Source organism: Parafrankia sp. BMG5.11 (assembly GCF_004337455.1).
The window spans coordinates 1-16459 of record NZ_SJXI01000049.1 but is presented as its reverse complement, the minus strand read 5'-3'; the positions used below and the strand labels follow the sequence as shown (position 1 = coordinate 16459).

Here is a 16459-nt window from a genome sequence, read left to right as displayed (position 1 = left end):
ACCAGTTGGTTGAGGACAGGGCGCGGCGACCGGCCGCCACTGTTCGTCCCGCCGCGGTCACTGCCGTGGGCCCAGGGCTCATCCGGGGCCGGGGCCGCCTGCGCCGTCCGCAAGGATGGACTCCGGGCCGGACAGGGGCCGCAGCGAGCTCGCGGAGGAGAACGGCGTGAACGGGCACGACCAGGACGGCTCCGGCACCGGCGGACACCACGGGCACGGACACGACAGCAACGGGCTCGACGACGGGCTCGACCTCGAGCACGGCAGCGGGTTGCTGCGCGACCTGCTCGCCGGTGCCCTGGCGCGCCCGGTGTCGCTGGTGCGCACCCGTCCCAAGCGGCCCCCGACGCCCACCGCCGAGCAGGTCCGTTCCGGGCAGGTCGTCGCCTGCCACGTCTACGCCGACGGCCAGCGGGTCCCCGACGGGTCGAACATGCTGACCGCCGCGCACATCGCCCGCCGTCACCATGGCGCGTTCGCCTGGCTGGGCCTGTTCGAGCCCACCGACTCCGAGCTGGAATCCATCGCCGGCATCTACGGCCTGCCCGCGCTCGCCGTGGAGGACGCCGTCGTCGCCCACCAGCGACCCAAGATCGAACGGTACGGCAGCACGCTGTTCGTGGTGCTCAAGACCGCCCGCTACGTCGAGCACGGCGAGCTGACCGCGGACACCGAGGTCGTCGTCACCGGCGAGGTGATGGTCTTCATCGGCTCCGACTTCGTCGTCACCGTCCGCCACGGTGCGCACGGTGGGCTCCAGCAGCTGCGCGGCCAGCTGGAGGGACGGCCGGAGATGCTGCGCCACGGGCCGTCCGCGGTGCTGCACGGCGTGTGCGACCGGGTCGTCGACGACTACCTGGCGGTCGTCGACCGCATCGAGGCCGACGTGGACGCCGCCGAGGCGTCGGTGTTCGAGCACTCGGCGCGGCCGTCGGTGGAGAAGCTCTACCAGCTCAAGCGCGAGATCCTCGAGTTCAAGCACGCGGTGAGCCCGCTGACCGCCCCGCTGCGGTCGCTGTCCGACACCCCACTGCCGATGATCGACCCGCATGTGCGCGACCACTTTCGGGACGTCTTCGACCATCTCGTGCAGGCCACACAACGGATCACCCACCTCGACGAGCTGCTGTCGTCGATCCTGCAGGCGACACTGACGCAGGTGACCATCGCGCAGAACGAGGACATGCGCAAGATCAGTGCGTGGGTGGCGATCGGGGCCGTGCCCACCGCGGTCGCCGGGATCTACGGAATGAACTTCGAGCACATGCCCGAGCTGCGGCAGGTCTGGGGCTATCCGGCCGTGCTGGTGACGATCGCGACCGCCTGCCTGTTCCTGTACCGGGCGTTCCGCCGCAACGGCTGGCTCTGACTCCTCGGGAGCCCTCGGCCGTGCCGCGGTGTGTGTGCCGCACCGGCCTGGGCATGCCGTAGCGAGGAGGTGGTGCCCATGGCGCGTCCGGCGTCGCCACTGGGCCCACCGATCGAGGTCGTGGAACCGGACCCCGCGGTGGCCGACCTGCTCGGGGTGCTGCGCCGCCACCTCGGCATGGATCTCGCCTGGCTGGGCCGGGTCGAGGGCAACCTGCTGGTGCTACAGGTCGTCAACGGCGACGCGGCCGGTTTCGGCATCGCGCCGGGCAGCACGATCCGCCGCGAGGCGGCTCTGTACGCCCAGGTACTTGCCCACAATCAGCCGGTCATCATCCCCGACACCCACCGCGACCCGCGGACCGCCGGCGCGGGCACCGTCCAGGTACTGGGTATCGGGGCGTACGTGGCCACGCCGGTCTACGACAACGACAACGACATCTACGGCATCCTTGGCTGCCTCGCGCACCAGCCCCGCCCGGAGCTGCGCGAACGCGACGGCCGGTTCCTCAGCCTGCTGGCCGCGTTCCTCAGCGACGCCGTCATCGACCTGCACCGGGTGTGGGAGACGCGCAGCCGGGTCTCCCGGGTGATCAACGACCTCATCGACGCCGGTGGCCCGCAGATCGTCTTCCAGCCGGTGGTCGACCTCTCCGATGGCGGCGTGGTGGGAGTCGAGGCACTGTCACGCTTCCCGGGATCGACCGACGACCCGGAGGGCTGGTACGCCGTCGCCAGCAGCGTCGGGCTCGGCACGGACCTCGAGCTGACGGCCATCCGGCGCGCACTGACCGTGATGTCCGAGCTGCCCCGCTCGGTCACCCTCGCCGTGAACGCCTCACCGGCCACCATCACCTCCGGTCTGGTCGGCCTGCTGGCCCCGTTCCCGGCCTGCGAACGACTGATCGTCGAGATCACCGAGCACGAGTACTTCAGCGCCGACCCGGTGGTCATGCGCGGCATCCACGCGCTGCGCGCGCTCGGCGCCCAGATCGCGGTGGACGACATCGGCACCGGCTACGCCGGCCTCGAACAGCTCATCCACCTGCGGCCCGAGATCGTGAAACTCGACTACCTGATCACCCACGGGATGGACGGCGACCCCGCCCGCCGCGCCGTCGCCGCCGCCATCGTGGACGTCGCCGCGGAGATCGGCGGCTGCGTGATCGCCGAGGGCATCGAGAACACCGCCGAGCTGCGGGTCGCCATCGACGCCGGCATCGACTTCGGCCAGGGCTACCTGCTCGGCGCACCCGCCCGCACCGCACGCGCCGCCTGCGCCCCGGCCGTCGCACTCGCCAACTACCCCGGCTGACCCCCGCACGACGGGGCGCGAGCCGACGTACGGCGCCGGTGTTCCGGTGTTCCGCGGAACACCGGGTCCGGTTCAGGGGTGGCCGGTCTCCGGCAGGTCGACGGTGTTGCGGCGGTAGTGGATCCTCCAGCCGTCCGGAGTGCGCACGTGCCGGCTGTGGTGGTGTCCGAACCAGATGACGCGGGTCAGCCCGTCGTCCTGGGTGCGGCCGACTCCGTAGAGCATCGTGGAACGGGCGGTGTCACCGTCGACGGTGATCCGCGGGTTCATCTCCATGCGGACAACTGCCGGCGGGTTCTTCTCCATCACCGCGGCGAGCATCTCCCTGATCGCGGCCCGCCCGCGTGCCGTCCGACCCGTACTCATCTCGAACTCGCCGTCCTCCGCCCACAGCTCGGCCCAGGCATCGAGGTCACGTGCGTCGAGCAGCTCGCCGTAGTCGATCAGACTCTGCCGGATCTCCTCCCGGTCCTCCAGCAGTTGCACGCGCTCTTCGAGGCTCAACCTGCTTCTGCTCATGGCGAGTAGCTTGACCAAAAAATTTGTACTCAGTCAAGATAATTCTCTCGGCAGCACCGCCCGGTCGCACAGCACGGTCGCCGCGCCGCGCGTCGCCTCAGGGTGGTAGGTAGAGGTCGAACCTGCTCTCGTCCGGGTCATCCCTGGAGAGTTCCATCCGAGTCAGTAGCCGGCCTCGACGTCGACGACGCCATGCAGCGGCCGGCCCGCGCGCCAGCGTTGCAGGTTGTCGGCGAAGAGGTCGAAGCCGCGACTGAGGCCGCCGGGAGCCGACCAGGACAGGTGCGGCAGGATCCGGACGCGGGCGTCATGGCGCAGCGGATGGTCGGCCGGCAGCGGTTCGGGGTCCGTGACGTCCAGACTGGCGCGGGACACCGTCCCGGCGGCCAGCGCCCGGACCAGCGCGTCGGTGTCGACGATCCGCCCCCGGGCGACGTTGACCAGGTGCAGACCGGGCTTGGTGACGGCGAACGCCGCGTCGTCCAGCAGCCGGTCCGTGTCCGGGGTCAGTGGCGCGGCCACGACGAGGTGGTCCGCCTCGCCGACCAGCTCGGGCAGGGTCCGCACCACGGTCACGGTCGGCTGTTCGGCCGGGCGTCCGCTGCGACGCAGGGCCAGCAACCGGGTCCCGAACCCGTCCAGCCGGCGAGCCAGCTCCTGACCGATGGACCCGAATCCGATCAGCCCTACCGTCCGACCGACGAGAGTGCCCAGCGGCTCGGTGAGGAACGGCTCGTTCGTCTCGGCCTCCCAGATCTGCGGGATCCGCTTCTCGGCGGCGAGCAGCAGGCTGACGGTGAGCTCGGCGATCGCCGGGCTGTTCGCCCCTCGGCCGCACGTCACCGCGCGGCCGGAAAGGCGATCGAGTGGGAAGCCGTCGACACCGGTCGACAGGAAGTGCACCCAGTCGGCCCGGTCGACCGCCGCCAGCACGGCGCGCGGCCGCGCGCCACGCAGCACCGCGGGCATCACCAGCGCTGTCACCGGTCCGGGCGGTTCCGCCGGCACGGCCTCTCCACCGAGGACGTCGACGACGTGTGCCTCGGTGCCGAGCCGGGAGCGGACCTGGTCGACGAACGGGCTCGGCAGCACCGCCGCGATCACCACGGAGGTGCCCGGCCGGGCGCGAGGTGAGGCGCCGGGGATTGAGGTGAGCGACATGGTGCGCTGGCTCCCGTCAGGCTCCTGTGGCGAGTTCGAGATGCGTGGCGTTCCGCTGCGCGGCCGGCAGCTGCGCGAGCACCTGCCGCAGTGCCTCCGCGACGCGCTGCGAGGTCTCCGCGGGAAGGCCCTGCCTGGCCCAGAGGGCCAGCGGCAGCGGGGCCGGCCTGGGCAGGTCGTCGCGGGCGACGAGGCCCTCGGGGGTCTGACCGAAGGTCGCCATCAACGCGATCCCCAGACCGGCCCCGACCGCCGCCTGCACACCGGCGAGCTGCATGGCCTCCGCGCCGATCACCGTCTCGATCGCGTGCAGCGACAGCGTCTCCAGGGCCCGGGACCGCAGCGCGCAGGGCTGGTCGAAGGCCACCACCGAGATCGGCTGCGCCGCCGCCGGCCGCCGCCAGGCCGGGGCGGAGTACCAGGTCAGCTCCAGCTCGCCGACCGGCCACGTGCGCGGGTCGTCGGCCGGGCCGATCAGCAACGCCAGGTCGATCCGGCCGGCCTCGAGCCCTTCGCGCAGCGTGGTGCCCCGGTCGATGCGGAACCGGACGCGGTGCTGCGGCAGCGACTGCCCCAGGACCGCGGCGAGGACCGGCAACAGTTGGGCCGCGCCGTGCTCGGTCGAGCCGATGAGCACGGTCTCCTCGATCTCCTCCAGGCCGAAGCCGTGCAGGGTCTCGTCGTGCAGGCTCAGGATCCGCCGGGCCTGGCCGAGCAGTTGCTCGCCGTCCCGGGTGAGCTGGGATCCACGCCCCTGGCGCTCGACCAGGACCCGTCCGGTGGCGGATTCGAGGCGGCGCACGTGCTGGCTCACCGCCGCCTGGCTGAGATGCAGTGCCGTCGCGGCCCGCTGGAAACCGCCACAGTCCGCGACAGCCACGAAGCTGCGCAGCGGCGCGATGTCCAGAGTCCGGCGCATGCCACACACGCTACTTGTCAAACTCTTTATGTTCATCGGGATAATAGAAAATCATCACGAGTCGTGATGGGTCTCCATCGCGAAGCGTCGTTGGACATCCGGTCAGGCACCCCGCATGCTGATCGGCATGGCCCAGTCGACCACCGTGCTGCTCACGTGTCGTCGCTGGTTGGACCATGCACGCAGTCAGGCCACCCGCTGTCGCTGACCCGATCCGTCCGCCGACCCGATCGGGCCGAGGACCGACTCCCGGTTGCCCTGCGTCACCATCGATCCGCACCGTCGCCGATCTGACCTGACCAGTCCGTGCGAGGCGCCGACCGGAGGACGAGGCGGCACATCCCGTTCAGATCCCCTCCCGTCCCACCGGCGCGCCCGTCATACCGGATCCGGCGCGATCCGGTGGACGGGGCCACCCCCACGCGCTCGTCGCGCGATCATCAGGAAGGTTCCACCGATGTCCGCTCGCACGCTCAAGCTGGGTGCCGTCCTCTTCGGGGTCGGCGGCCCCGGGCAGCACAACACCTGGCTCAGCCCCGAGATCCCGGGCAACGCCAGCGTGGACATCCGCTGGTACATCGCCCGCGCGCAGCAGGCGGAGGCCGCGAAGTTCGACCACATCTTCATCGTGGACAGCCAGTTCATCACCCCGGACTCGCCAAACCACTACCTCAGCCGGCTCGAGCCCCTGACGCTGCTGTCCGCGGTCGCCGTGCACACCAGCCACATCGGCCTGGTGGGGACGATCACCACCTCCTACAACGAGCCGTTCAACGTCGCCCGCCGGCTCGCCTCGCTCGACCACATCAGCGGCGGCCGGGCCGGCTGGAACGTCGTCACCAGCGGTGACGCCGGGACCGCGGGCAACTACAGCCGCGACGAGCACTACGACTACGCCACGCGGTACGGGCGGGCGCACGAGCACGTCCGGATCGCGCAGGGGCTGTGGGACTCCTACGAGGCCGACGCCTTCCCCCGGGACAAGGACCGCGGCGTCTTCTTCGACCGCGACCGCCAGCACGCGCTGAACCACAAGGGCGAGTACTTCTCTGTGGTCGGGCCGCTCAACCTCGAGCGCACCCCCCAGGGCCAGCCGGTGATCTTCCAGGCGGGTGATTCGGAAGAGGGCCGCGACCTGGGGGCGAGCATCGCCGACGCGATCTTCAGCCACGCCCAGACCCTCGAGCAGGCGCAGGCGTTCCGCAGCGAGCTGCGGGCGCGCGCGGCAGCCAAGGGGCGCAACCCCGAGCAGCTGCTCGTCATCCCGGGCATCTTCCCGATCATCGCCGACACCGACGAGGAGGCCCGTGCCAAGGAGGACGCGGCCCTCGGCGCGAAGAGCTTCGAGCGGGCGCTGGCCGAACTCGGCCGTCCCTTCGGCTGGCACGACTTCTCGCAGTACGACCTGGACGCGCCGTTCCCCGAGGTCGGCGACGCGGGCGCGCTCAGCTTCCGGACCCAGGCGGACGGGATCAAGAAGCTGGCCCGGGAGAACAACTTCACGCTGCGCCAGGTGGTCGAACACCAGCTCGAGGCGTTCCGCTCGCCGTTCGTGGGCTCACCGCGCACCGTCGCGAACGAGATCGAGCGCTGGTTCGAGAACGGCGGCTTCGACGGCATCAACATCATGGTGACGGTGCCCAGCGAGTTCGCCCAGTTCGTCGACCAGGTGCTGCCGCTCCTGCGTGAACGGGGCATCGCCCGCAGCGAGTACGAGTCCACGACGCTGCGCGGCAACCTCGGCCTGCCCATCCCGGAGAACCGGCACACCGCGGCCCGCCGCCAGCAGCAGCACTCCGCTGTCGACACCGCGCCCGTCCTCGGCACCGGCTCCGTGGCCGCGACGGCCCCCGCGGCCACGGAGCCGGCACTTATTTCCTGAGTCCAGGCCGCGACGGCACCGGCGTCCCGCGCGGCGGTGCCGTCGGCGGCGCGTTCCCCGAAGGGGCAGGAGTGTGATCCCATGACCTACCACCGCACCGCTCCCCCGCCGCACCGCGGTGTCCTCGGCGACGTGCCGACCGCCGGACGGGCCGCGACGCAGATCTTCGATCCCGGGCGGCTGCGGAACGTCTTCGGGGCCTTCCCCTCGGGCGTGGCGGCGGTGGCGGCGCTGGTCGAGGATGTGCCGGTGGGGATCGCGGCAAGCTCGTTCACCTCGGTCTCCCTGGACCCGCCGCTGGTCTCGCTGTGCATCGGCCACACGTCCAGCACCTGGCCCGCGCTGCGCGCCGCGCCGCGGCTCGGGCTGAGCATCCTCAGCGCCGAGCAGGAACGGGCGGCCCGTCAGCTCGCGGGCAGGCAGGGCGACCGCTTCGCCGAGCTGCGCTGGCGGGTGACCGACGACGGGGCCGTTCTGCTGGACGGGGCCAGCGCCTGGATCGAAACCAGCATCGACCAGCAGGTACGCGCCGGCGACCACGACATCGTCGTGCTGCGCGTGCACGACCTGGACGCCGACCACGACATCAGCCCACTGGTGTTCCACGCCAGCCAGTTCCGCAGGCTCGAACGCTGGGCGCGCGGGATCACCAGCAGGTGAACGCCGTGGGTGGCCAGGTCCGGAAGCTACACCGGCTGGGCGGCGACCGGCCCTGTCTCCCAGATCGTGCTGGGGATCTCCGACCGTAGGATCGGGGCCACCTCGGCGAAGAAACGCTCGAGGTGGTCGCGGGTCGAGCCCAGCTCGTTCGTGTAGGTGGAGAAGAAGCCCTCCACGCCGACCCCGAAGACCTGATTGCCGAACTTCTGCTGCAGGCCCATGAGCTTCTCGGCTATTTGCTCAGCCGTTCCCACCAGCGCCGATCCGTTCTGCAGAAAATCTTCCAGGGAGTCGAACGGGAAGGCGGCCCGGTCACCGAAGTGCTCGCGGACCGAGACCTCGTAGGCGGGCCGGGTGATCGCCAGTGCGTCCTGGGAGCGGTCGGTGATGATCGGTGAGTGCACGCCGACCGCGACCAAGGCGGTGTCGGGCTCGTGGCCGTGGAAGGCGAGCCGCTCCCGGTAGTGGCGAACGAGATCCAGATAGTGGTCGACCCTGCGCAGTCCGTTGGCCGAGTACAGCGGATCACCCCAGCGTGCGGCGAGCTCGGTGGAGCGGGGACTGGTGGCCGAGCCGTGCCACACGCGGGGAGCCGGCCGCTGCAACGGGTGGGGCTCGATGGTCGCGTTGGTCAGCTTCGGGCGGAAGCGGCCCTCCCAGGTGACGTTCTCCTCCCGCCACAGCCGGCGGACCAGTTCGTAGCCCTCCTCCAGGCGGTCCCACAGATCGGCGTCGGCGACGTCGAAGACACCCGGTGCGACCGGATCGCCGCCCTTGCCGATGATCAGATCGAGGCGGCCGTCGCTGAGATGGTCGAGGGTCGCGTAATCCTCGGCCGCCCGGACGGGATCCGTCAGGGACAGCACGGCGACGGTGGTGACCAGGCGAATCCGGGTCGTCCGCGCCGCGATGTGCGACAGGATCACCGCCGGCGACGAGGACAACAGGGCCGGGTTGTGCCGCTCCCCGACTCCGAAGGCGTCGTAGCCGATCCGCTCGGCCCACAGGGCAAGGTCCACGACCTCACGGAACCGGTCGCGCTGACTGAGCGGTGGACGCCCGGCGCCGGTGCTCTGTTTGGGTACCAACGTGCTGGCCAGGAACTTCACGACCGACGGCCTCCACCGGGATCAAGCGAGGAATCACACCCGCTGCCAACTCCGCGACGCCGCTGTCAACTTTAGACCGGCCAGTCCTGTCGGTTCAGCGGTCGAGGTAACTCAGCGACCGGGTGATGCGGCGAGGTCGTTTGCGCGTGATCGCCGTAGCCCTCGAAGGACCGCTTCCGGCGCCGCCGGCCGGCCCACCGCCCGGAACTCGAACTGATGTGATCCGGCGGCGCACCCGGCGCGAATTGTGTGCATGGCAGGTATCGAACGGCGGGTCACCCGGGTGTGGAAGGACGGCACCCGGTACGACATGCTTGTTCCGGCACTCGTCGGCGACTTGGTCGGCGCGCCGACGCTGACCGCGGCCGCGGACGGGATGCGGCTGCTGGACGCTGTGGCGGGCCGAGCGGGGACACGTGCCCGCGTCCGGGCGCTGCTCGGGGTGGAATGCCTGTCGTCGCGGCAGATTGCCGCACTGGCCGCTGGACGCGTGGTGGCGCCCGGGCATGTCGGTGACGAGCAGCTCCGTCGATTCACTCGGGCCTGCGCGGACGCCGTGACCGCCCGCCGGATCGGCCCCGACGAACTGCGGCGCGCCCACCGGGCCGTCGCGCCCGGCGGGGGCACCGTGCGGACCGGTGTCGTCTGGATCGGCGGTGTGCCCACGCCCGCTCGGGCGCAGTTCGTCCCGCCGCCGGTCGAGGAACTCGACCGGCTGCTCGCCGACCTGGCGGCCTTTCTGGACCGGGAGGACCTGTGCCCGGTGGCGCAGGTCGCCATCGGCTACGCACAGCTCGTCCTGATTCACCCGTTCACGGACGGCAACGGCCGCCTGGGCCGCTGGCTGCTGCAGGTGATGCCCCGCCGGCGCGGGCTGGTCCGCGATCTGGTGGCCCCGATGGGTCTGTACTTCCTGGCTAACGCGGCGGCCTACCGGGCGGCGCACGCGGCGTACCGCGCCGGGGACGTGGACCGGTGGTGCGCCTTCTTCGCCGATTCGGTACTGCGGTGCTCGACCGCGGCGACCGATGTCCTCGCGCCGGCAGCCGGCCGCAGCGGCCATGCCGCCGCCCTCGCTCCCACCTCCACCGAACCGTTTCGAAAGGAAGGCCATCGTCCATGAGGATCAGACGGGCGTCTGCACCGACCGGAGAGGAAGCTCGCCCACGCCGCGGAGCGCGGCTACGGCGTTCCTTCGCTGTGATGACGGCGGCTACCGCAATGCTCGGCGCGGTCCAGGCCGTCGCCGTTCCGGCGCCGGCCGAGGCTGTGTCCTGCAACCTGAGCGCGTTCGCGGTCTGGGATACCAGTGACGACTGTCTCCAGCAGTTCATCTGGGAGATCATCGGGTCCGGCGGCTTCATCGACCCGAACCCGCAGTTCGTGCCGGTGCAGAACCCGCCGCCCCCGCCCCCGACGCCGGTACAGCGCACCCGCGCCGAGATCTTCCGCACTGTCCGGGACAGGGCACAGTACGTCCTGGACTCCTTCGATAGCTGTAACGGGCACATCTCCGAACTCGAGGGGTCTCAGGCCAGGGACGCACTACGCAACGCCGTCATCATCAGTTCACCTGTTCCGGACATGCAGGTCCCGAACACTGTCGCGACCTACGATGCGAATGCTGTGGTGTTCCCGGGCGGACAGAAGGGAGTCATCACACTTTTCCCCAGTTTCTATGAGAGCTCGGCGTCGACACTGCGGTCGATCTTCGGGACGTATCAGCTCGATCAGGAGCCGACACTCGACGAGCTCCGGGTCGTCGCCCTGCTCCACGAGGTGGGACACATCACAGAAGTCAACAACCACCCGGTCAACGATCCGGGCGCGGACTTCAACGTCGGCATCCTTCGGGAGTGCATTGGCATCACCGCCACCAAGCCGGGGCTCCAGCCGGAGGCACCGACGCAGAACTGAAGGCTGTACAGGTGGCAGGCGCCTGTCGATACCCCCATCTGCCCGGCGGGTTCTGATCAAGCTCGATCTCCCCACCATGGCAGGCGGGCGTAGCGTCCAGGCAGGCCGAGGTCTGGCCTGGCGACACGCGCCTGCCCCTCCTGGCCGGGTACTTCGACGGCGACGGCCGACTGCTGGGCTGTGTCGCCCCGAACTAGACGTCGAGCCGCTACGGGTCGCCCTCGCCTGGGTGAACAGCGCCTCCGACCCGCTCGTGGCCGGGTTCGCCGAGGTCGTCCGCGAACTCGCCGCCGCTTCGGTGCCCGGCTGACACCGGCCCACAGGCGGGGTCAGGGCCGAGGCGCGTCGGGCGCACCGGCGATCGGCGAGTAGGCCGACGAGTCACCGGCTCGGACGACACTCGGCCGGCCGTCGGTACCGACCGGGAGGTCGCCCGCCACCGTCACGCGGTGCACGATTCGGGGCTCGGTCGTGTAGTCGTTGACGGCGTAGTGCTGGGTCGCCCGGTTGTCCCAGATCGCGACGTCGCCGGTGTTCCAGTGCCAGCGAACCTGGTTCTCGGGCCGGCTGACGACCTCGGCGAAGATGTTCAGCAGCAGTGCCGACTGGGTTTGCGAGACTCCCTTGAGCTGCTTGACGAATCCGCCGAGCACCAGGGCGCGTTCGCCTGTCTCGGGGTGGACCCGGACGACGGGGTGCTCCGCCTCGAACTCGATGGAGCGGAACTCCTCGAACTTCGCGATGAACTCCTCCGGCAGCCCTTCGAGGTCCTGCCGACGCAGGCCGTAGTCATGCTGGTTGGTGTGGAAGACCCGCAGGCTCTCGGCGAGCGCCTGGAGCTCGAGCGGGAGGTCGGTCAGGGCGGTGGCGGTGTTGCCCCAGACCGTGTCGCCGCCGGTCGGCGGGATCTCCACGCCCCGGAGCACCGAGATCGCCGGTGGGTTGACGACGAACGTCACGTCGGTGTGCCAGGCGCCCGCCCGGCCGCCCTTGGAGGCGTCCAGCTCGTGGATGATCGGGTAGCCGGCCAGCGACGTCTGCGTCGGGTGCGCCAGCGTGAGCTCCCCCAACGTGCGGGTGAAGGCGATCTGGCTGTCGGGGTCCAGGTGATGCTGCCCCCGGAAGAACAGCACCTTGTGCTTCAGCAGCGCCTGGCGCAGCGCCGCCACGGTCGCGGCGTCGAGATCGCCGGACAGGCGGACACCGTCGACGCGAGCGCCGATGCGGAGAGTCAGGGGGGTGACGTCGAGGTCGACGTCCACAACGGCCGGGCTGGTCATGGTGCGGCTTCCTTCCGGGAGGAGTTGCGGGCCGACGGGATCAGGGGCGGCGGCTCGGAGAACCCGGGGCGCGAGGCGGGCGGGAACCAGTGCGGGTGGATGGTCACGATTTGGCCGGCGTTGCCGGAACGGACGACGACGCCACCGCTGAGGGAGTGACCGACGCCGGGACCGCGTCGTTGAACTCGTCGGTGACGAAGTCGGCCACCACCACCTCGCGGGGGATCAGCTCGGCGTCGGTGAAGGCATCCGCCACCACCTGCAGCCGCTTGGCGACGTCGTCGTCGAGCGGGATCCAGACCCGGTTCTCGCGGCCCAGCGCCACCTTGGCGATCTCGGTCGTCAGACCGGTCTCGGTGGCCCACGCCTGCGCCCACGCGTCCGGGTTCTCGGTCGTCCAGGTGTAGGCCTTACGCAGTCGGGCCAGGAAATCCGCGATCGCGGCGTGCCTGCCGGGGTCGGCCACCGCCTCCGGGCGGGCGGCCAGGAAGGTCAGGCCGGTGCTGAGGCCGCCCTCGCCGTTCACCAGCACCCGGGCGCCGAGGTTCTGCTCGGCGATGGCGGTGTAGGGGTCCCAGATCGCCCACGCGTCCACGCTGCCGTTGTTGAACGCCGCCAGCGCGTCCGGCGGCTGCAGGTAGGCCGGGTCGATGTCGCCGAAGGTCAGGCCTTCCTTGTCCAGTGCGGCGAGCAGGTGGTAGTTCGCTGACGAGCCCTTGGCGACGGCGACCTTCCTGCCCCGCAGGTCCGAGACGGTCCTGATCGACGAGGCGTCCTTGACCAGGATCGCCGCGCCGGCCGAGTCACCCTCGTAGGCCGACACCAGCGTCAGCTCGGCACCCGAGGCCGCCGCGAAGATCGGCGGGGTCTCGCCGACGCCGCCGAGGTCGATGGCGTCGGCGGCCAGCGCTTCGAGGAGGGGTGGCCCTGAGGTGAACGAACTCCACTCGATCTTGTACGGAAGATCGTCCAGGAGGCCCGCGGCGCCGAGCAGCGCCTTGGTGCCGGCCTTCTGGTCGCCGACTTTGAGAGTGACCGTCGACAGGTCGACGGGGCCCGCCGCGGTGTCCGGGGTGGTGGTGTCGCCGTTCGACGAGCAGGCGGCACCGAAGGCGAGCGCCGCGGCCAGCGGGACGACGACCCACCGCGGGCGGCGGCGGACGAGGGTGGACACGGGTGGTTCTCCTTCGGTTTCGGTCCGTCGGCCGGCCCGTCGGCCGGTCTGTCTGTCTCTCGGGACGTCGGCGGGAGAGCCGGGAACAGCGCGGGCGCCGGCCGAGGTCACACCGGAACCCCCAGCAGGCCGAGCAGCTGGGTGCGCAGCCGTCCGACTTCGGGGTCGTCGAGCCGGCGAGGCCGGTCGACCTCGACCGGGACGTCCTGGGCGATCCCGCCGTCGGCCATCACGAGGACACGATCGGCCAGCAGCAGTGCCTCCTCCACGTCGTGCGTGACCAGCACGACAGCCGGGCCGTGCCGCCTGCCACAGGTCCACGATCAGCGCCTGCATCCGCAGCCGGGTGAGCGCGTCCAGCGAGGCGCAGGGCTCGTCGAGCAGCAGCAGGTCCGGCGAGCGCACCAGCGCGCGGGCCAGCGCGGCGCGCTGCGCCTCCCCACCCGACAGCGTCAGCGGCCAGGCGTCGGTCCGGTGGTCGAGGCCCACTTCGGCGAGCGCGGCCAGGGATCGCAGGCGCACGTCGGGTCCGGTGAGGCCGAGCGCGACGTTGCGCCACACCTTTTTCCACGGCAACAGTCGTGGCTCCTGGAAGGCGACGGAGCGTCTGGTCGGGACGACCACATCGCCCTCGACCTCGCGGTCGATGCCGGCCAGAACGCGCAGCAGTGTGCTCTTGCCACAGCCGCTACGACCGAGCAGCGCGACGAACTCGCCGGGGGCCACCGTCAGGTCGAGCCCGTCGAGGACGGCCTTCTCTCCGACGGCCGGATCGGTGAACACCCGGCGCAGGCCTCGTACGGTGACGGCGCCACGCCTGGCGTTCTCCTCCGTGGTGTTCTTATTCCCGGTGTTCTCGTTCGCCGCGGTTTCTTTCACTGCCCCGAGAATCCGCGCCGCCACGACAGCGCCCCCTTTTCCAGCAGGCGGACGACGACGTCGGTCAGAAGCCCGAGCAGGCTGTACACGACGAGACAGACCACGATCACGTCGGTCTGCAGGAACTCGCGGGCGTTCATCATCAGGTAGCCGATGCCCTGGTCGGCGTTCACCTGCTCACCGATGACCAGCGCCAGCCAGGAGAACCCGAGGGCGTAGCGCAGCCCGACCAGCATGCCCGGCAGTGATCCCGGCAGCACGACGTGCCAGACCAGCTGCCAGCGGTTGAGCCCGAGTGTGCCGGCGGCTTCCACCAGGCGTTCGTCGACGTCACGGATGGCCGCGTAGGTGTTCAGGTAGAGCGGGAAGGCGACCGCCAGCGTCACCAGTGCGATCTTCGGGGCCTCGCCGATCCCGAACCAGATGATGAGCAGCGGGATGAGGCCGAGGAACGGAACGGTGCGCAGCATCTGCATGGGCGCGTCGATGAGATCCTCGCCGAGCCGGAACAGGCCGGAGAGCAGGCCGAGGACCAGCCCCGCGAGCCCGCCGAGGACCAGCCCGTAGCCGACCCGGCGCAACGAGACCGCCAGCGCCTCCGGCAGCGAACCATCGACGATCATGTCCCAACCGGTGCCGGCCACCGCGCTCGGAGCCGCGATCGTGTCTTCGGGGATGTAACCGACGACCGAGCCGACCTGCCAGATCGTCAACAGCAGGACGGGGCCGAACAGCCGACGGATCGGCCGGGGCAGGCTGCGCCGCTGCCGCAGTCCGGCCCCGGACAGCGTCTCGACGGCGGGCATGGGCCGGGCCCTCTCCCCCGGCGGGTCCGAGGCTGGCGGGGATTCGTCCTTCTGCCGGGACGTCACCGCGGGTGGGGGCACCGCCTGCCGGGACGCCGCCTCGACGAGCAGGTCCGACGCGTCGGGTGGTGACATGTCAGCCTTCCGTTGCTGCGCTGATTCTGTGACGTGGTTCGAGCGCGTCCGTCCCCTCTGACGTCCTTGCCGTCACCCAGCCGGGAATCGGTGTCAGACGGGAGGACTGACCGTCAGGGCGAACTCGCACATCGGAGCGTTTGCCAGGCGGGACCGGCCAGCCGCCCGGCGCCGCCGCAGGTGGGATGTTCGGTTGCGCTGGTGGCATGGCACAGCTACGAGTGCGCGACGTCGGAACTGTCAGACGAGCAAGTTCGGACGATCAGCGAGGAGACTTTCGTGGAGTGAGCGGCAGGCTCAGCGGCAGCGTCGACAGAGGGCGCTGGCTACCCGCCCGTAGTCGACGTGCGGGCGGTCGACCAAGATTGCATGACCGCTCATGTCAGGGACGGTACCGGCAGGCCAGAACTATGTCTACCAATTTAGTAGATAAAGCCCGGAACCTCTGCCAAGCTGGCCGAGGACGACCGCATGGTCGTGGTCGAAGCCTCATCCAGCGCGGCCGCGTCGAGCAGGGCGAAGACCCGGCGGAACGTCGACTCGTCCGGGACGCGGGCGATCCCCGGCGCGGCCGGGGCGCTGGTGCCGGGCCCGACTAGGTTGCGCCAGACGCCGCAGCGACACACTCACAGATCCGTAGCACGCTCAGGCCAGGACCCGCGACTTCGCCTGCTGGAACTCCTCCTCGCTGATCTCACCGTTCCTCCGGAGAGCGACCAGCTTCGCCATCTCATCGGCAACCCCCTGAGACTGCACCGCGGACGGCCGAAATGCCTGATGCAAGGCATGCTGCCGCTGCGCGTCCTCAAACGCCCGCTCACCCATTGAATCGCCACGGAATATGGTGTATGCCAGGACACCCAGCAGTGGAATGATGATTACCGCCGCCAACCAACCGGCCTTCGCCCAGCCGGAGAGGTCGCGACTACGAAAAACATCCGATACGACGATGAAGAGCAGGTACAGCCACAGGACAAACCCGAAGAAGAGCAGCATCATCCAGAATACTGACAGAAGTGGATAATCCATTACGGAGCCCCCTTGCGCGCGTCAACAACGATCGTCAACGACGTCTCACGGGTCCGCCGCGCGGTTTCGGCGCCCGCCCTCGGTCGTCCCTGACAGCGCGCCGGCACCCCCGCGTGGTCCGACCGCCGACGACATTCGCGGTCTGCCGGCCTTCACCCGGGCCACTGGGGCCGGGGACGGTCGATGCCGACGGGTCCCCGGCCCCGCTCGTTGACCTGCCGTACTGATCCGTCCGGACCGCGCGGCCTCGGCGAGCGCCGCGAAATCACGTTCGTTCTGGTCCGGTCCCACTCCCACGGGCCGGGA

Annotated in this window: 14 protein-coding genes and 2 pseudogenes; 6 read left to right on the top strand and 10 right to left on the bottom strand. The window is 70.4% G+C overall.

The features are described 5' to 3' along the window. The first annotated feature begins 115 nt into the window (after positions 1-115). Positions 116-1369, top strand: a complete 1254-nt coding sequence (locus E0504_RS30070) for a magnesium and cobalt transport protein CorA (RefSeq protein ID WP_112107024.1) — start codon at positions 116-118, stop codon at positions 1367-1369. A gap of 78 nt (positions 1370-1447) precedes the next feature. Beyond that, positions 1448-2683, top strand: a complete 1236-nt coding sequence (locus E0504_RS30065; RefSeq protein WP_131626259.1) for an EAL domain-containing protein — start codon at positions 1448-1450, stop codon at positions 2681-2683. 72 nt (positions 2684-2755) lie between these two features. Here the strand turns inward: E0504_RS30065 and E0504_RS30060 are convergent, their stop codons facing one another. The 3 genes from E0504_RS30060 to E0504_RS30050 form a co-directional block, all read right to left on the bottom strand. Beyond that, on the bottom strand, positions 2756-3187 hold the full coding sequence (locus tag E0504_RS30060) for a nuclear transport factor 2 family protein (RefSeq protein WP_243657682.1): 432 nt from the start codon (positions 3185-3187) through the stop codon (positions 2756-2758). 177 nt (positions 3188-3364) lie between these two features. After that, positions 3365-4363, bottom strand: a complete 999-nt coding sequence (locus E0504_RS30055) for an NAD(P)-dependent oxidoreductase (RefSeq protein WP_131626258.1) — start codon at positions 4361-4363, stop codon at positions 3365-3367. 16 nt (positions 4364-4379) lie between these two features. Beyond that, positions 4380-5282, bottom strand: coding sequence for a LysR family transcriptional regulator (locus E0504_RS30050; protein WP_131626257.1), 903 nt, complete (start codon positions 5280-5282; stop codon positions 4380-4382). A 457-nt stretch (positions 5283-5739) separates the two neighbouring features. Here E0504_RS30050 and E0504_RS30045 point away from each other — a divergent pair, with 457 nt between their 5' ends. Both E0504_RS30045 and E0504_RS30040 read left to right on the top strand, forming a co-directional pair. Continuing rightward, positions 5740-7164 carry an LLM class flavin-dependent oxidoreductase gene (locus tag E0504_RS30045; protein ID WP_131626256.1) on the top strand — a complete coding sequence of 475 codons (1425 nt, stop codon included), beginning with the start codon at positions 5740-5742 and terminating at the stop codon, positions 7162-7164. Between the two features lie 81 nt (positions 7165-7245). Beyond that, positions 7246-7824, top strand: coding sequence for a flavin reductase family protein (locus tag E0504_RS30040; protein WP_112107019.1), 579 nt, complete (start codon positions 7246-7248; stop codon positions 7822-7824). 26 nt (positions 7825-7850) lie between these two features. Here E0504_RS30040 and E0504_RS30035 read toward each other — a convergent pair whose 3' ends face one another. Next, positions 7851-8933: an LLM class flavin-dependent oxidoreductase gene (locus tag E0504_RS30035; RefSeq protein ID WP_112107018.1), complete on the bottom strand. Its 1083-nt coding sequence runs from the start codon at positions 8931-8933 to the stop codon at positions 7851-7853. A 253-nt stretch (positions 8934-9186) separates the two neighbouring features. On the opposite strand from E0504_RS30035, the gene E0504_RS30030 reads away from it, so the two are divergent. Continuing rightward, positions 9187-10056 (top strand): Fic family protein, encoded by an 870-nt coding sequence (locus tag E0504_RS30030; protein WP_131626255.1) that lies wholly within the window; start codon positions 9187-9189, stop codon positions 10054-10056. Positions 10057-10154: 98 nt separating this feature from the next. After that, on the top strand, positions 10155-10850 hold the full coding sequence (locus E0504_RS30025; RefSeq protein WP_112107016.1) for a hypothetical protein: 696 nt from the start codon (positions 10155-10157) through the stop codon (positions 10848-10850). A 329-nt stretch (positions 10851-11179) separates the two neighbouring features. On the opposite strand, the gene E0504_RS30015 is transcribed toward E0504_RS30025, so the two are convergent. The 6 genes and pseudogenes from E0504_RS30015 to E0504_RS29990 form a co-directional block, all read right to left on the bottom strand. Beyond that, positions 11180-12130 carry a TauD/TfdA family dioxygenase gene (locus E0504_RS30015; RefSeq protein WP_112107015.1) on the bottom strand — a complete coding sequence of 317 codons (951 nt, stop codon included), beginning with the start codon at positions 12128-12130 and terminating at the stop codon, positions 11180-11182. A 103-nt stretch (positions 12131-12233) separates the two neighbouring features. Continuing rightward, a pseudogene (locus E0504_RS30010) lies at positions 12234-13148 on the bottom strand (ABC transporter substrate-binding protein); the annotation flags it as partial. Between the two features lie 263 nt (positions 13149-13411). After that, positions 13412-14096 (bottom strand): annotated as a pseudogene (locus tag E0504_RS30005) (ABC transporter ATP-binding protein). Between the two features lie 83 nt (positions 14097-14179). After that, positions 14180-15124, bottom strand: coding sequence for an ABC transporter permease (locus E0504_RS30000; RefSeq protein ID WP_112107013.1), 945 nt, complete (start codon positions 15122-15124; stop codon positions 14180-14182). Positions 15125-15546: 422 nt separating this feature from the next. Continuing rightward, positions 15547-15750 (bottom strand): hypothetical protein, encoded by a 204-nt coding sequence (locus tag E0504_RS29995; protein WP_112107012.1) that lies wholly within the window; start codon positions 15748-15750, stop codon positions 15547-15549. A gap of 19 nt (positions 15751-15769) precedes the next feature. Continuing rightward, the gene (locus tag E0504_RS29990; RefSeq protein ID WP_131626253.1) at positions 15770-16153 is read right to left on the bottom strand and encodes an SHOCT domain-containing protein; all 384 of its coding nucleotides are present in this window, start codon (positions 16151-16153) and stop codon (positions 15770-15772) included. Positions 16154-16459: the final 306 nt, after the last annotated feature.

Excerpts from the sequence above, each read along its gene's own strand:
- E0504_RS30070 (WP_112107024.1), top strand. The coding sequence starts at position 116 with ATGGACTCCGGGCCGGACAGGGGCCGCAGCGAGCTCGCGGAGGAGAAC.
- E0504_RS30065 (WP_131626259.1), top strand. The coding sequence starts at position 1,448 with ATGGCGCGTCCGGCGTCGCCACTGGGCCCACCGATCGAGGTCGTGGAA.
- E0504_RS30055 (WP_131626258.1), bottom strand. The coding sequence starts at position 4,363 with ATGTCGCTCACCTCAATCCCCGGCGCCTCACCTCGCGCCCGGCCGGGC.
- E0504_RS30050 (WP_131626257.1), bottom strand. The coding sequence starts at position 5,282 with ATGCGCCGGACTCTGGACATCGCGCCGCTGCGCAGCTTCGTGGCTGTC.
- E0504_RS30045 (WP_131626256.1), top strand. The coding sequence starts at position 5,740 with ATGTCCGCTCGCACGCTCAAGCTGGGTGCCGTCCTCTTCGGGGTCGGC.
- E0504_RS30040 (WP_112107019.1), top strand. The coding sequence starts at position 7,246 with ATGACCTACCACCGCACCGCTCCCCCGCCGCACCGCGGTGTCCTCGGC.
- E0504_RS30030 (WP_131626255.1), top strand. The coding sequence starts at position 9,187 with ATGGCAGGTATCGAACGGCGGGTCACCCGGGTGTGGAAGGACGGCACC.
- E0504_RS30025 (WP_112107016.1), top strand. The coding sequence starts at position 10,155 with ATGCTCGGCGCGGTCCAGGCCGTCGCCGTTCCGGCGCCGGCCGAGGCT.
- E0504_RS30015 (WP_112107015.1), bottom strand. The coding sequence starts at position 12,130 with ATGACCAGCCCGGCCGTTGTGGACGTCGACCTCGACGTCACCCCCCTG.
- E0504_RS30000 (WP_112107013.1), bottom strand. The coding sequence starts at position 15,124 with ATGTCACCACCCGACGCGTCGGACCTGCTCGTCGAGGCGGCGTCCCGG.
- E0504_RS29990 (WP_131626253.1), bottom strand. The coding sequence starts at position 16,153 with ATGGATTATCCACTTCTGTCAGTATTCTGGATGATGCTGCTCTTCTTC.